Below are 14,758 nucleotides of genomic sequence, written 5' to 3' on the forward strand. Positions count from 1 at the left end.
ATAGGCGCAATGGCCCGGGCGCTCAATGGCTGGCGGTCTGTTCCCCGGCCACGCCCGCCTCGGCCATACGCCTCTGCCGCGCGCGCCGTGCCATGATGTTGAGCGTCTCGACCCCGGCGGCGAACGCCATCGCGGCGTAGATATAGCCCTTCGGAATATGGACGCCGAACCCGTCGGCGATCAGCACGAAACCGATCATCAGCAGGAAGGACAGGGCGAGCATCACGACCGTCGGGTTGCGGTCGATGAATTCGGCCAGCGGATCGGCGGCGATCAGCATGACCGCGATGGCGACGAGGACCGCGACGATCATGATCGGCAGCTGGTCGGTCATGCCGACCGCCGTGAGGATCGAGTCCACCGAGAAGACCATGTCCAGCAGCAGGATCTGGACGATGACCGTGGTGAAGGTCATCGTCGCCTTGCCCTTCTTGTCGAGCATGGTGCCCGAGGGTTCGGTGTCCATCGCGTGATGGATTTCCTTGGTCGCCTTCCAGAGCAGGAACAGCCCGCCCGCGATCAGGATCAGGTCGCGCCAGGAAAAGGCGGTTTCGAACGTCGGCTCGCCGTGAACGCCGGGCGTGCCCGCAATGCCGAGATCGAACACGACCTGGGTCGCCTGGACGATCCAGGCGATCATCGACAGCAGGGCAAGCCTGAGTATCAGCGCCAGCGAGATGCCGATGCGCCGCGCCTTTTGCCGCTGCTCCTCGGGCAGTTTGTTGGAAAGGATCGATATGAAGATGAGATTGTCGATCCCGAGCACCACTTCGAGCACGATGAGCGTGAGCAGGGCGGCGATATTGGCGGGATCCGTAAAGACGGCGAGCAGGCTATCCATGGCGCGATCATTGCCTTGCGCATCGCGACCGTGCAAGCTTCGGCGCGCCAAAAGGCGTGAAGAAGGGAGAAAGGATGGGCGACGAACGCAGCCGGGGCGGCAAGCTCGAGGTCGATCCGCCCAACACGTCCGCGCCGCCGCGGCAGGCGCGGGAAACGGTGCGTCCGAGGTCCGGAGGGCCCGAAATGGCGGCGGGGCGGTCCACAACCGGCCAGCGGCGGAGCGCTGCGCGCCCGGCCGCGGCATCCGACACGAACAAGCCGGTCATCATCGCCATTCTCTACCTCACGAGCATTGTCCTCGGAATAACCGGGCTCGTGGCGTTCATATTGGCGCTGGTGTGGAAGTCGGAACCCGGCGAAGGCTGGGAGGCCTCTCACTATGACTACCAGATCATGACGTTCCTGCTGTGGCTGGGTACGACGATACTCGGGATCATCCTGATTTTCACGATTATCGGGGCGCTGATCGGCATTCCGCTGCTGTTTCTGGCGCTCGTCTGGCTGCTTGTTCGTGCGATCATGTCTCTCATTCGCGCGCTGAACCGGGAACCGATGCCAAATCCGGGGACCTGGCTGGCGTAAATCGCTCGCGAAAGCGGCGTTTTTCCGCTATACCGAATCACGGTACGGCAGATTCGTGCCATGAAGTTGGCGCGCACCGCCCGGCGCGAGCTCCTTCGGTTTTGAGCTTTGGGCGAACGGGAAGACTTTAGGACAAATGAGTTTCGACAGGGACCGGCGGGGACGCCGAAAGGACAAGCGCGACAGTTTCGGCGACGAAAACTACCAAGGCTATAACGAACCGAGCGGTTTCGGCGGAGGCCGGGAGTCCGGCGGTTTCGAAAATCGCGGTGGCGGCGGTGGCGGTGGTGGCTACCGCGGCGGCGGCAGTGGCGGCGGTTATCGCGGTGGCGGTGGCGGCGACCGGATGCCGGCGCAGATCGTCGGCGAAGGCAAGGGTGTCGTCAAATTCTTCAACGCGCAGAAAGGCTTCGGTTTCATCGTCCGCGACGATGGCGGCGAGGACGTGTTCGTGCATATCAGCGCGGTCGAACAGGCCGGCCTGACCGGCCTAGCCGAAGGCCAGCCGCTGAGCTTCAATCTGGTCGATCGCAACGGCAAGGTTTCGGCCAGCGATCTCGTGATCGACGGCGAACCGCTGCCGGTGCCCGAGCGGGAAGATCGCGGACCGCAGCGCCAGCTGACCGGCGAAAAGGCCAGCGGCACGGTCAAGTTCTTCAACAGCATGAAGGGCTTCGGCTTCATCCAGCGCGACGATGGCCAGCCCGATGCTTTCGTGCATATCAGCGCGGTCGAGCGCGCCGGCATGCCGACGCTCAACGAAGGCGACCGGCTCGACTTCGAGCTTGAGGTGGATCGGCGCGGCAAGCATGCGGCGGTCAACCTGCAGCCCAAGCACGACTGAGCCGCTTGGGAACAAAAAAAAGGCCTCGGCAGATCGCTGCCGAGGCCCTTTTTGTCTGGACGAACCGCGTCTCAGAAGCGGAACGACAGCTCTGCCACCGCCCGGTCGTCTCGTTGCAGATCGCGCCCGAAATCGGTTTCGAATGCGGTGGTCAGGGAGAGGTTGCCGCGTTCCAGGCTGATCCCGCCGCGTACTTCCGCCCATGCCGTATCCGAACCGACGCCCGGCAGTATGATGGGAACATCCCGCGCCTGGGCGAAGCGAACCGCCATTCCGCGATCGTCCTGGCTCAGGGCATGGACATAATCGGCGGACAGTCGTGGCCGCACCGACCAGCCGCTGTGCCCGATATCGGCCTGGCCCTGGAAGTTGAACCCGACCCGTCCTTCGAGCCGCCGTTCGCGGATGTCGTCGATCGCCAGAGCGATTTCGGATCCCGCCTCGCTATAGCCCTCGACCTCGGCGCGCGTGTAGCGAACCGCCGCCCGCGGCGTCAGCTCGAACCCCCGCGCGACGCCGATATTCACGCCCGTTTCGATGCTCGCGGCATAGCTGGAAGCGCGGGTATCGTTGCTGAACCGGGCGCTTTCGAAGCCGCCGGTGACGAAACGCGCGGTTTCGATGTCGGTGACCGATGCCGAACCGAGGCCGGCTACATAGGCGCCGCCGCCCAGCCGGTAGGACGCGTAGGCCAGCGCCTGGTTGGTTTGCAGTTGCGCCTCGGAGCCCTGCAATGTGGACCGGCCGTTGATGAAAGCGGACGCGCCGCCCACCGTAAGATTGTCGGTCAGTTCGACCTCGAGTCCCATTGCGATATGCCAGTTCGCCTGGGCGTCCGAACGGCTGCCGAAGCGTGTCGCCGTGCGGCTGTTCTCGAAACCGCCGGAAATGAAGCCGCTTACATTGTCAGGCAGAGCCCCCAATGTCCGGCCGGCCGGGACGATCCGTCCGGTGAAACTCGCGCCGGTCGCGGCGCTGCGCGAAAGCGACGCGTTGCCCGCGGCGATGCCGATCGTTTCCGGCGCGCCGACGATGCTGAACGTGCCCGGCTGATGCTTGCGCGTGCCGAGAAGCGACAGACGGTCCGAAACGAGGCCGAGCATCAGCTCGTTCTGTCCGGTCCCGACGGCCATGGTCTCGTTGACGATATGGGGAGATAGCCCGTCGAGAGTCGCTGTGAGGCTGGCGGCGTCCATGACGTCGATCGCGCCGTAGAAGCCGGCCAGCGAATCGTAGCTTCCGCCCCGCAACCGGTCGAGCCCGCCGGCGAATGCGCTCGCGAATGCGCTGCCGGTGCTGATATTGTCGGCCAGCCTTCCCGCTTCCAGCGTCACGACGACATTGTTGTCGCCATAGCTGAGAACCGGGCGCAGGATGCCGATCCCGCCCAACGCCTGGTCGAAGGTGCCGTCGACACCGCCTTCGGCCGTCAGGATCTCGAACGACTGGTTCCAGCGGGGCCGCGGACCCAGGCCGCGCGAGAAGAAGGCGATGCCGCCGAGCGCGGCGACGCCGCTGTTGTCGGCATCTCCGGTGACTGCGATCCGGTCATTGGCCGTGCGCGTGAGGTCAAAGGCGGTGATGGTGCTCGAGCCGAGAATGAGATCGCCCTGCACGGTAAGGGTGCCGGTCCGGAAACCCGCCGGCGTGACGAGGCTCGATATGGCGGTCAGATATGTCGGGTCGATCGTGCCGCGACCGCTCAATATGCCGCCGATGACCAGGGCCTCCCCCGTCTGCAGCAATCCGTCGACGCGGGTCCGGCCGCCGATCTGGTTGTAATCGGCAACGACCGTGAGTGCACCGTCTTGACGAATGACGAGCGATGCAAATCCGGCCACCGTCAAACGATCGATCTCCACCGCCGTCGACAGGTAAGTCGTGCCGAAATTGTCGAGCGTGACATCGAAATACCGCGCCCGGACGCCGTTGGCGGGGTCGGGTTCGATATTGTCCGGTACGAACCCGGTGGCGCCCGGCAGCCCGTTTTCGATGGTCGGGTCGGGCAGCGTCGCGGCCGAGACAGCCGTCGACGCCTGACCGGCAATCGCTTGCGGCGCCTCGGCGAAAGCCGTTTGCACTCCTCCGGGTAGCGAGAGATCGGCGCGGCCGATCCCCGATATCGTCGTCGCTCCGCCAGCCGTTGGCGAGCCGTCGACGATGACGGTCCCGTCATTCAGATCGAGACAGATATCGTCGGGCGGAAGCTGGTTGCAGACCTGGCCGAAATCGGGTTCCGTACCGGCCGTGCCGAGCCCGGGTTCGGACGGCGTGCCGGTGACCAGATTGCCCTCCTCGTCGATGATCCGATAGGCCGGATCCTGCAAAGACACCCAATGGTTGGGATTTTCCCAGCGTCCGCTGCCCCGCCGCGCGCCGACATAGCGATACGGATTCACCTCGGCGATATAGTCCCAGAACAGGAACAGCGGCTGGTAAAAGCTGGTCGTGCCGTAGGAGCTGAACGGCTGCTCCGCGAAAAAGCGGCTGCCGCCCGATAGGACGCCGATGACGACCTCTTCGTCGAACGTTTCATCGAGGATTAGCGGTCCTCCGGAATCGCCGCCTGCCGTCGTGCCTTCATTGGGCAGCGCATCGTCCTTCAACACGTTGAAATCGAACTCGTTCGCGCCCGGCGTGCCGCGGGCCGGATCGTCGAAGTCCGTGAAATACAGATTCTGAGGCAGGGTAGGGTCGACAGGGCCGAACAGGAAACTGTCGATATCATCGAGCGACGTCAGCGCCCCGAGAAAATTCTCGGCCGCCCTCCGGCGGAAATCGATCCCGTCGACCGATCCCTCCGTCGCGTTTCCGGTCGCGCCATATCCGGTGATCGTAACATGATAGCCGGTGCCGGTTTCGTCTTCGATCGAGCCGGGAGCGGGCAGGGCGGAGAATAGCAGCGCCCAGGTCGGAATGCCGGTGGCCGGCATGTCCAGCGTCGCCACCGCGATATCGGCTTCGAGGAAACCGAGGCCGAAAATGTCCGTCAGCGATTCCGGACTGTACTGAACTTCATTGACGTTGAAGATGTTGACGGCAGGGTTGCTGGCAAAGCCGTTGTTGATCCAGTTGATGATCGCCGGGAGATTGTCGACCTCGAATCCGAAGCTGATGGGAACTCCACCGGTGTTCGATCCATAGGCGTCTTGCGGCCGCGAGTTGACGCAATGCGCGGCAAACAAAACGGTCCGCGGATTGATCAGCGAACCCGTGCAGAGTCCGACCGTCCCGTCGCCGTTCCAGACGGTCATCTGCCCGATGCCGTTCACCCCGCCTTCGGTATCGACGATCGATTCCGCGTCCGTGTTGTTGTTGGGTACGATTGCCTGGGCCGGCGCCGCCACGAGGAGCGACAGCGCGATCGCGCCGGCGGCGGTGCCGGTTGAGAGAGCGGTTGAGCGTGATGCGGAAGTCGACATGGTAACGAGCCCCTTTTTCTGATCCCTGATCGAAAAAGAGTAGAACCGATTTTGGAAAACGAACAAGATTAATCTTTTACTAACAAAGTGTTACGGAATTTTGCGGTTGCGTAAGCGGAGCCTGTAATAGTTCCTCCATCGGGCGCGGCGCCGGGCTTCCGGCGGCATTGCATCGCAAAATTTTGGGGTCGCGATCAGGCTCGCCGACGATCAGAAAGTTTACGGAACCGGTAAACTCGCTCGGCCCTTTCGCCGTGCGACTCGGTTCGGAACGCAGATGGCGAGATGCCTCCGCCGGTCTGTATGCGCTGTGCCAGCCGGGCATAGAAAAAGGCGCCCCGGCGGTGTGCCGGAGCGCCTATTTCGAGCGTTTCGCTTTCTAGAAGCGGAACGTGGCGGTTGCCCGATAGGTCTGGTTGCGCACGTCGTTGCGCCACAGCGTGCTGTCCACCGCGAAGTCGATATCCACAGAGTCGGTAACGATCTGCAGACCGCCGCTGAGTTCCACCCAGTTGCTGTCCTGCGCCACGCCGAGCGCGAAAGGAGCGAACGCCCCGCCGCTGCCGCCGACAAAGTTGGCGAGGAACACGGCCGGCGTGTCGGCGAAGTCGTGCACATAGGTGGCATTGAACCGCGGCCGGACGGAGCCCGTATCCGCCGTGACATCGATACCCAGACGGCCCTGAAGGCTGTCCAGCGTCGCGCCGCGGCGGAACTGCATGGCGGGACCGCCGCCGGTCTCGGACGAATTGCCGAAGCCCAGATAGCCGTAGCGCAATGCCGCATTCGGCGTGAAGCGGACCGTTCCGGTGCCGAATTCCTTGCCCAGCATCACTTCGGCCGCGACCGCCAGCGCGTCTTCCTGGAGCGCCAGGTTGAACGTGTTCGGCCCGACCGCGACGGTGCGCTGCGTTTCGTTGTCGAACACGCCGGCGCTGGCCTGGCCCGACAGGATCAGACCGTTGGACATTTCCCAGGAGCCGTACAGCGTGCCCTGCCACAGCTGGCCGTCGGTCGTCTGGCCGGCCGAAGCATTGGCGTCCAGATCCGAGAAGGACAGCGAGTAGCCGATCAGCACATGCTCGCTCGCCATATGTTCGATACCGGCGGCGAGGAAATAGCCGTCGAACTGGTCGCGGCCCGTCGAGATCGCGGCCGGCATGGCGCGCGAGCTGCCGTCGATATAGCCGCCCGCGAGATAGATCGCCATCGACTCGTCGATGCCGTGATCTTCCATCATCGAACCTTCGTTATGGCTGTCCATGGCGATCTGGCTCTGCCACGGCGCCCCGAGATTGCCTGCGGCCGCGACCTGGATGGGTTCGCCGATCGAGGCGACCGTGCCGCCCTGGAACCCGCCCGAACGTGCGGCGCGGAGACGATCGCGGTAGAAACGCGACATATTCTCTGTCGCCGCCATGCCGATCGCCGTCCGCGTCGTCTCCGTGATCGGAGCGAGGCCCTCGAGCGTCGACTGGATCGTCGCCGCATCGGTGAAATCGAGGAAGCCGTAGATTTCGGGGAAGCCGCCCGCGCGGCTGCGGTTGCCGTCGAGGATCGCCGCATAGGCGGTTTGCACGGCGGATGCCGGGTCAACGACATCGGCATAGCTGCCGACATCGATCCGCACCTCGACCGTATTCGCGGTATAAGCGAAGATCGGCTGCAGGATCGCGCTCAGCGTTCCGTCGTTGAACGTCCCGGTGACGCCGCCGCCTGCCGTCAGGAAGGTATAGGCCGCGTCGCTCGTGTAGATGGTGCCGGGCACCGCCGCGAAGGCGACGTTGCCTCCGACATCGGCCTGGCCCGTCACGGCGAGGACATCCGTGATGGGCGCCGCGCCGAGGTCGATCAGCAATGTCGAACCGGAAGCGAGGACCAGATTGCCGTCCACGGTCAGCGTGCCGATGCTGCCCATGCCGCCGGGGGCGATCATGCCCGCGACGCTCGTCAGGAACGGCGTCTGCACAGTGCCATTGCCCGAAAGCATGCCTGCAACCAGCAGATAGTCGCCAGGGGTGGAGAGGGATCCGTCGACATTGATTCCACCACCGGTCTGGGTGACGTCGATCAGCGACGTCAGGTCGCCCCCCGTGGCGATATCGAGGCCGGCAGCGCCGGTCACCGTCAGCCGGTCGATCGTGACCGCGCTGCTCAGCGTCGTCACCCCGGCCTCGCTCAACGTCACGTCGAAATAGCGGCCGTTCACGCCGCCGGCGACGTCGGCATCGATATTGTCTGGCACGAACCCGGTGGCTCCGGGCAGGCCGTTATCGAGCGTCGGGGCGGGGTTAGGGCCCGCCGCGAACTCGGGCTCGCCGCCGCTGATGCCCTGGGGCTGCTCTTCAGCGGTTTCCGCGCCGTCGCCTTGGGCCTCGTTCTCGACGAGATCGACGCCGTTGTGCGGCGCTTGGACGGCGAAATCGACCCCGTTCTGCGACTGATGCTCGGCACCCATGATCATGCCGGCGCGTGCGCCGGGGGCGCCTTGCGCTGCAACGGTCGGCGATTCGGCGCCCGCATTCGGCGCAGCCGCAGCAGCTTCGTCGCCGCCAGTTGGGCTTTCACCCGGGCTCAGCAGGTCATCGACATTGGCTGTGCCAATACCTGATTGCACGGTCCCGCCGGACTCGCGGGCCGGCGGCGTCGGATCGCCGCTCTCGAGATCCTGGCAGGCATCGCCGGGATTCGCTCCCTCGGGATCGAAACAGACTTCGCCAAAGTCAGGCGAACCGCCCTCGGGTCCGGCGCCCGGCGAAGTCGGCAGGCCGTTCACGACCGCGCCGGTCGGATCGATGATCCGGTAGATCGGGTCGAGTTCGGTCACCCAGTGATTGGGGTCTTCCCAATTGCCGTCGCCGGCCACCGCGCTGACATAGCGGTACGGGTTCGTCGCAACGATATAATCCCAGTAAAGATAGAGCGGCTGGTAGAAGCTCTCCGTGCCGTAGCTGGAGAAAACCTGCGGGCCGAAGAAGCGCGTACCGCCAGACAGGACGCCGATCTGCAGGTCTTCGTCCGACAGGTCGTTGTTGGCCGCGTCGAGGATCAACGGGCCGCCGGAGTCGCCGCCGGCCGTCGTGCCTTCGCGCTCGCGTGGTTCATCTTTGTAGAGGTTGAAATCGAACGGATTGGTCTTGTTCGGATCGTCGAAATCGAGGCGATACAGGCTCTGCGGCAGATCGCCGAACGGATTGCCGAACAGGAACTCGTTGCGCTCGTCGAACGAGGTCAGCGCGCCGAGCATGTTCTCGGCGGCGCGGCGGCGCCAGTCGATGCCTTGCGATGCGCCCGTAGTCCCGCTGCCCGAACGGCCGTAACCCGTGATGTTCACATGATAGCCGGTGCCGTCCTGGTCGGTGATCTGGTCGGGGGTCGGCAGCGGCGAGAAGAGCAGCGCCCAGGTCGGGATCGTCGAACGCAGCGTCTGCGTGGCCGGATCCAGTTCGCTGGTCACGGGCCGTGAGAGGCTGGCCAGCGCGATATCGGCTTCGAGAAAGCCCAACGCCGCCGGATCGTCCAGCGACCGCGGATCGTAGAAAATCTGCGCGATGTCGTAGACGGCGAGGCCAGGATTGGAGGTGAAGCCGTTGTTGATCCAGTCGATGAAACCGGGCAGCGCATTGTCGTCGAACGAGAAGGCCGACCGGATGATCGTGCCATAATCGCTTTCAGGGCGGTCGTTCACGCAGTGCGCGGCAAACAGGACCGTACGGGGGTTGATCAGCGTCCCCGTGCAGACAAAGCCGTCATCGCGGAAGAACATGCCGACGCCGTTCACCCCGGTGTCGTCGATGATTTCGTCCGGCGTGAAATTGTCGTTGGGAACGATCGCCTGTGCCGGTGCAGCCAGTGCGAGCGCGATTGCGCCGCATGCTGTGGTCGTAGCAAGCGAGAGGATACGGGTTGATTTGGTCGGCATGGTCGGTGCCCCTTTTTTGGAAGTCACGGAATAGTAAACTCTGTCGATATTTTTGGCGGTCCGTTAGGGATTCAGCAAGAATTTTCCGGGGTTCGCGGAAACGACTGGAATCAGTCGTTTTCCGCCGCCGTGGCCTTGTATTGCACCGTTCCGGTGATGCAAATTTGCATCACTTTCCACCCGGTGCAACCGTCTGCAAACAAAAGAAAAGCAGGACGACCGGCATCGACCGTCCTGCTTTATCGATTTTGGCCAGACGATGCTATTCGACGCTGAGCGAATAGGTGCCCGTCGCGCCGCCGCCCAGGGTGGTCGCGCGGATCATCAATGTCCCGCTGTCCTGGAAGGTCACCGTGAGCCGGGAGTCCAGTCCCAACGATTCCTCGCCATCGCCCGCTGCCCCGTCGTCATTGCTCTCGACCACCGCGAAGCCGAGCGGAGTGAGGCCGCCGATTTCCAGAAATGCGTCGAAATCGCCCGATCGCAGCGTCACCGTTCGCGTGTCGCCTTCCCGGCCGCGCAGCTCATAGAGCGCATAATGCCGGTCCTGCCCGCCATAGCTGTCGGGCGAATAGGTGGGGCTGTCCATGCTCAGCGTTCCGTTCAAGGTCTGACCGGCGAGGATGCGGATCGGCGGCGGCGGCGGTGGTGGCGGCGCCATTTCGCTGACCTCGATCGTGTAGTTTCCGGTCGCATCGGCGCCGAATGTCCGCGCGCGCACGATATAGGTTCCGGTTTCCGGGAAAGTGAAAACGAGCCGCGAATTGAGCCCCTCTCCGCCGTCGTCGTCGACGAACATCTGGATGAACTCGTCGCCCTCCATCCGCCCGATCTCGAGCAGCGTGTCGAAATCGTCGGACTGCATCGCGATGGCGATCCGGTCTCCCGCAGAGCCGGTCACCGTGTAACTGTCGAGATAATAGTCGTTGCTCGTCACGCGTTCGCTCTCGCGCGTCAGTTCGCCCTCCGAGCTGCTGCCGGTCGGGAGGGGTGTCTGGGCGCCGGCCGCTGCCGGCAATGCTGCCGCGAGTGCGGCGGCAAGGGCGATCTTGGATAGCTGGATCTTCATTGCGTTCTCCCTGTCATATGGAGCTGCTCGGCTCCTTTTCCTCTGCGCAACCCGAATATGCCTATCGATGAGGCGTTCTGTATGAGCGATGAACGGTTTAACGCACAATCAGGATCGCACCAAACCATATCGTCATCATGGCTGCTTTCCGGCTGATAGTCACGCGCTCGCCGACGAGGGTGATCGAGATCACGGCCGCGGTGATCATTCCGGTTTCGCGCAGCGCGACGAACCTCGCAGCCGTGCTCCGCAAAACGCATCCGGCACCAGGCCGAAGGTACCCAGCGACAGGAGTTCGGATGTCGCCGTGCCGGGTCCTAGTCGATCATCGCCTGCAACGTCGCAATCGTGTCCGCCTCCGCCGCCGGCTTGTCACGGCGCAGCCGGGATATCCGCGGGAAGCGCATCGCCAGCCCCGATTTGTGGCGTTTCGATTCATGGATGGAATCGAATGCAACCTCGACGACGAGGATCTTGTCGACCTCGCGCACCGGCCCGAAGCGGCCCACCGTATTGGAGCGCACGAACCGGTCGAGCCATTTGAGTTCCTCGTCGGAAAAGCCCGAATAGGCCTTGCCGACCGGATGGAGTTCGCCGCCCGCGGTCCAGCAGCCGAACGTATAGTCGGAAAAGAAGCTCGATCGCTTGCCCGATCCGCGCTGCGCATACATGATCACGCAATCGGCAGTCAGCGGATCGCGCTTCCATTTGTACCAGAGGCCGGTCTTGCGGCCGGCCAGATACGCGCTGTCTCGGCGCTTGAGCATCACGCCCTCGATCGCCGCGTCGCGCGCGCTTTCGCGCAGCGCGGCCAGCGCGCCGAAATTCTCGGCGTCGATGACGGACGAGAGATCGAACCGGTCATCCGGCAGGCGCGGAACGAAGGCCTCGAGCCGTTCGCGTCGCGCCGTCCAGGAGAGCGCACGCAGATCCTCTCCCCCATCGAACAGGATGTCGTAGAGCCGGACGAAGGCCGGAAACTCGGCCTGCATTTTCGCCGAGACAGTCTTCCGCCCGAGCCGCTGCTGGAGGGCATTGAAGCTCGCCGCGCCGCCCTCGGCACCGCCCTGCTTTTCGCCGCGGACAAGCAGCTCGCCGTCCAACGCGCCGGTCTCGCGAAACGCGTCGGCGATATCGGGGAAGCTGTGCGAGATATCGTCGCCGGTGCGGCTGAACAGACGTGTCTCGCCCGCGACATTGACGAGCTGGACACGGATTCCGTCCCATTTCCATTCCGCTGCGAACTCGTCCATCGACACCGTTGTTTCGCCAAGCGGATGGGCGAGCATGAAAGGGCGGAACACCGGGATGTCGTCGATCGAAGGCTGGTCGCCGCCATCGCCCCAGGCGAACAGCTCCGGATAGGGCGGCCGCAGGCCGTGCCAGACTTCCTCCACGGCCTCGACATCGAGATCGAAAGCCTGGGCGAAGGCGGTCTTGGCGAGCCGCGCGGATACGCCGACGCGCAAACCGCCCATTGCCAGCTTCAGCAGGGCGTAGCGGCCCGGCGGATCGAGCCGGTCGAGCATATCGGCTAGCGCGGCCGGCGCGTCCGCGCGTCCGAGCCGCATCAATCGCTCTATCACGGTGGAAATCCGAAGATCGTCATCTTCGTCGTCGGCCGTCTCGCGGGCCGGCCAGATCAGCGACACGGTCTCCGCCGTATCCCCCACATAGTCCCGGCTCATCCGGAACAGTACGGGATCGACGCGCTCGTCGACGATCGCCTTCACCGCCGCCCGTTTAACCCCCGGTATGTCGACGGCGCCGGTCAGCGCCGCCAGCGTCCAACCGCGATCCGGATCGGGTGTCGACCGCAGATAATCGGCGATCAGCCGCAGCTTGGCGTTGCGGGAGCGGGTATAGACAAGCCGGTCGAGTAGCTGGGCAAAGCGGCGCATGATCAACGATATAGGGGCGGTTTGTGTCGTCGTGCTAGGTTTCGACGACCATCGGAGCGCGGCGTCCTAGTCGATCCGCGTCAGCTCGAACGTCTCGATACGCGTTTCTTCCCCGCTGCGCAGGCGCAAATAGATGCGCAATCCCTCTTCGCCGACCCGTTCATAGGTCAGGCCCGAGAAATAGGCGGTGTCGCCTTCGATCGCGACGAGGGGAAATTCGACCGCGGACTCCGCGCTATTGTCCTCCCAGCCCGAAAGGTCGCGATTGAAATGCTTGAGGCGGAGAATCAGCGATCCATCGCGTTCGACGAACTGGAGGATTTCGTAGAATTGCAGCGCGCCGTTGCTGCTCTGGTGAAAAATTCCCGCCATCTGGCCGTTGACCGGAGGCAGCCAGGCTTCATGGCTTTCTCCGCCGAGCCCGGTACCCTCCCAGCTGCCGACGAGCCAGGCGATCTGTTCGAGCGTGGCGGGGGGCGAGGTCGCGTCGCCAAGCGACCGCACTTCCTGCGCCGCGAGCGAGCCGGGCAGCAGCAGGGACGCCAGGATAATGAGCGTGCGCATGATTATGTCCTCCCCTCGGTCTTCTTTTTATATCACCGGGCATCGAATATCAAAAGGAAAAGGGCCGGCTCGATGGCCGGCCCTTTCGGTCTTCTGTGTCGCGGCGACGCGAAAAGAAGCAAGGCTGCTAGACCCTCCGGCTGCCCATCAGGTGCATGACGAAGAACAGCAGGAAAACCGCAAGCGCGACATAGAAAAGAATCTTCGCGATGCCGACAAATGCGCCGCCGATGCCGCCGAAGCCGACCAGCGCGAGGACAAGACCGAGCACGAGAAAGATGAGCGCCCAACGTAGCATGTGTTTCTCCCGTTATTGATCCCCTACCAACCGGCGGGGGCGGCGAGAGTTCCCTTTTCGCGATGACCGGTAAATGAAAGGGGCCGGTCCCGAGGAACCGGCCCCGATGGTTTCGGCGGGCGTCGAAGGCTTAGCCGGTCCGGCCAGCCTCGAACAGGAACCAGGCGCGCTCTTCGGCCTGATCCGTCCAGTCGTCGAGCAGCCCGTCGGTCGCATTGTCGCCGGCGGCCTCCGCGGCCTCCTTCGCTTCGCGCAGTGCTTCGACGAGCTTGAGATTGTCCTCGCGCAGCTCGGTCAGCATGTCGGCGGCGCTGACGAACTCCTCGTCATTGTCGCGGATCGTCTGGTGACGCGCGATGTCGCCGATCGAGCGCAATGTCGTGCCGCCGGTCTTGCGCACGCGCTCGGCGATATCGTCGGTCGTAGCGAGTATCGCCGCCGCCTGTTCGTCGAGCATCAGATGATAGTCGCGGAAATGCGGGCCCGAAACATGCCAATGGAAATTCTTGGTTTTCAGGTAGAGCGCATAGCTGTCGGCGAGAATCCGGTTCAGCGCCTGGGCGACGTCCTTGAGCTTGTTGTCGTTGAGATCCGTCGGTGTCGCGAGATTTGCTTGTGCCATGATGATTGGCCTCCAATTTTGTGTTTTTCGATACTGCCTGATTAACGCGCATATAGCGGTTCGGGTCCCGAAAATCGCGCTATTCGGGCCGAAAACTCTCACTCTCTATAATCGAAAAACTAGATTAAAAAAAACGCATTGATCGCAATTATCGATGAAATAAGGAGAAACAGGGCGCCGACGCACTTGCGGACTGTCGGCACCGGCAGCTTTTCGCGGAAAGCGCTGCCGAGCATCACGGCCGGCGCGCAGCCGAACACCACGCCGAGCGTTGCCCCGACCGCGGTGAAGACCCAGTTCGGCGAGATGGCCCCGAAGCCGGCGGTAATGAATTGCGTCTTGTCCCCGAATTCCACGGCGAGGAACGCCGTGAAGCTGGTCGCCAGCGCGCCGATTTTCCAGCCTTGCCCGGCATCGGGATCGCGGAAGGGAATGAAGGCGCCGAGCGCGGCGAACAGGAAACCAAGTGCCAGAAACAGCAAGGCGGCGTCCGGCGCGATCATCTGCGTCAACAGCGATCCGCCAAAGGCCGCCAAGCTCATATTGATCGCAGCGGCGGCCGCGATGGCGAGCAGGATCGAAACCGGTTTGGCGAACCGCGTGGCCAGGAGCATCGCGAGAATCTGGGTCTTGTCGCCCCACTCCGCGACAGCTGCGGCCACCAAGGGCAGAAAAAAAGCGTCCATCCGGC

Annotated in this window: 11 protein-coding genes; 2 read left to right on the top strand and 9 right to left on the bottom strand. The window is 63.7% G+C overall.

What is annotated here, in order from left to right:
* Positions 1 to 22 precede the first annotated feature (22 nt).
* Positions 23 to 841, bottom strand: a complete 819-nt coding sequence (locus tag ACTS1X_RS03330) for a TerC family protein (protein WP_442612959.1) — start codon at positions 839 to 841, stop codon at positions 23 to 25.
* Positions 842 to 915: 74 nt separating this feature from the next.
* On the opposite strand from ACTS1X_RS03330, the gene ACTS1X_RS03335 reads away from it, so the two are divergent.
* Together ACTS1X_RS03335 and ACTS1X_RS03340 are read left to right on the top strand one after the other, a co-directional pair.
* A complete protein-coding gene (locus ACTS1X_RS03335) occupies positions 916 to 1,425 on the top strand; it encodes a DUF4870 family protein (protein ID WP_442612960.1) in 510 nt (169 codons plus the stop codon).
* A gap of 136 nt (positions 1,426 to 1,561) precedes the next feature.
* On the top strand, positions 1,562 to 2,269 hold the full coding sequence (locus ACTS1X_RS03340; protein WP_442612961.1) for a cold-shock protein: 708 nt from the start codon (positions 1,562 to 1,564) through the stop codon (positions 2,267 to 2,269).
* Between the two features lie 71 nt (positions 2,270 to 2,340).
* On the opposite strand, the gene ACTS1X_RS03345 is transcribed toward ACTS1X_RS03340, so the two are convergent.
* The 8 genes from ACTS1X_RS03345 to ACTS1X_RS03380 all read right to left on the bottom strand — a co-directional run bounded on the left by ACTS1X_RS03345 (position 2,341) and on the right by ACTS1X_RS03380 (position 14,753).
* Positions 2,341 to 5,691 carry an autotransporter domain-containing protein gene (locus ACTS1X_RS03345; RefSeq protein ID WP_442612962.1) on the bottom strand — a complete coding sequence of 1,117 codons (3,351 nt, stop codon included), beginning with the start codon at positions 5,689 to 5,691 and terminating at the stop codon, positions 2,341 to 2,343.
* Between the two features lie 379 nt (positions 5,692 to 6,070).
* On the bottom strand, positions 6,071 to 9,613 hold the full coding sequence (locus ACTS1X_RS03350) for an autotransporter domain-containing protein (protein WP_442612963.1): 3,543 nt from the start codon (positions 9,611 to 9,613) through the stop codon (positions 6,071 to 6,073).
* Between the two features lie 262 nt (positions 9,614 to 9,875).
* Positions 9,876 to 10,682, bottom strand: a complete 807-nt coding sequence (locus tag ACTS1X_RS03355) for a hypothetical protein (RefSeq protein ID WP_442612964.1) — start codon at positions 10,680 to 10,682, stop codon at positions 9,876 to 9,878.
* A gap of 317 nt (positions 10,683 to 10,999) precedes the next feature.
* Complete coding sequence (locus tag ACTS1X_RS03360) at positions 11,000 to 12,583, bottom strand: cisplatin damage response ATP-dependent DNA ligase (protein ID WP_442612965.1); 1,584 nt, start codon at positions 12,581 to 12,583, stop codon at positions 11,000 to 11,002.
* A 66-nt stretch (positions 12,584 to 12,649) separates the two neighbouring features.
* Positions 12,650 to 13,147: a DUF6265 family protein gene (locus ACTS1X_RS03365; RefSeq protein WP_442612966.1), complete on the bottom strand. Its 498-nt coding sequence runs from the start codon at positions 13,145 to 13,147 to the stop codon at positions 12,650 to 12,652.
* A gap of 127 nt (positions 13,148 to 13,274) precedes the next feature.
* Positions 13,275 to 13,445, bottom strand: coding sequence for a DUF1328 domain-containing protein (locus ACTS1X_RS03370; protein ID WP_442612967.1), 171 nt, complete (start codon positions 13,443 to 13,445; stop codon positions 13,275 to 13,277).
* 130 nt (positions 13,446 to 13,575) lie between these two features.
* Positions 13,576 to 14,067 (bottom strand): Dps family protein, encoded by a 492-nt coding sequence (locus ACTS1X_RS03375; protein ID WP_442612968.1) that lies wholly within the window; start codon positions 14,065 to 14,067, stop codon positions 13,576 to 13,578.
* 119 nt (positions 14,068 to 14,186) lie between these two features.
* On the bottom strand, positions 14,187 to 14,753 hold the full coding sequence (locus tag ACTS1X_RS03380) for a TMEM165/GDT1 family protein (RefSeq protein ID WP_442612969.1): 567 nt from the start codon (positions 14,751 to 14,753) through the stop codon (positions 14,187 to 14,189).
* Positions 14,754 to 14,758 lie beyond the last annotated feature (5 nt).

The organism is Parasphingopyxis sp. (assembly GCF_052168275.1).
GTDB lineage: Bacteria > Pseudomonadota > Alphaproteobacteria > Sphingomonadales > Sphingomonadaceae > Parasphingopyxis.

What these genes read in the sequence shown, in the direction of transcription:
- ACTS1X_RS03330 (WP_442612959.1), bottom strand. Translation starts at nt 841, where the DNA reads ATGGATAGCCTGCTCGCCGTCTTTACGGATCCCGCCAATATCGCCGCC.
- ACTS1X_RS03335 (WP_442612960.1), top strand. Translation starts at nt 916, where the DNA reads ATGGGCGACGAACGCAGCCGGGGCGGCAAGCTCGAGGTCGATCCGCCC.
- ACTS1X_RS03340 (WP_442612961.1), top strand. Translation starts at nt 1,562, where the DNA reads ATGAGTTTCGACAGGGACCGGCGGGGACGCCGAAAGGACAAGCGCGAC.
- ACTS1X_RS03345 (WP_442612962.1), bottom strand. Translation starts at nt 5,691, where the DNA reads ATGTCGACTTCCGCATCACGCTCAACCGCTCTCTCAACCGGCACCGCC.
- ACTS1X_RS03350 (WP_442612963.1), bottom strand. Translation starts at nt 9,613, where the DNA reads ATGCCGACCAAATCAACCCGTATCCTCTCGCTTGCTACGACCACAGCA.
- ACTS1X_RS03355 (WP_442612964.1), bottom strand. Translation starts at nt 10,682, where the DNA reads ATGAAGATCCAGCTATCCAAGATCGCCCTTGCCGCCGCACTCGCGGCA.
- ACTS1X_RS03360 (WP_442612965.1), bottom strand. Translation starts at nt 12,583, where the DNA reads ATGCGCCGCTTTGCCCAGCTACTCGACCGGCTTGTCTATACCCGCTCC.
- ACTS1X_RS03365 (WP_442612966.1), bottom strand. Translation starts at nt 13,147, where the DNA reads ATGCGCACGCTCATTATCCTGGCGTCCCTGCTGCTGCCCGGCTCGCTC.
- ACTS1X_RS03370 (WP_442612967.1), bottom strand. Translation starts at nt 13,445, where the DNA reads ATGCTACGTTGGGCGCTCATCTTTCTCGTGCTCGGTCTTGTCCTCGCG.
- ACTS1X_RS03375 (WP_442612968.1), bottom strand. Translation starts at nt 14,067, where the DNA reads ATGGCACAAGCAAATCTCGCGACACCGACGGATCTCAACGACAACAAG.
- ACTS1X_RS03380 (WP_442612969.1), bottom strand. Translation starts at nt 14,753, where the DNA reads ATGGACGCTTTTTTTCTGCCCTTGGTGGCCGCAGCTGTCGCGGAGTGG.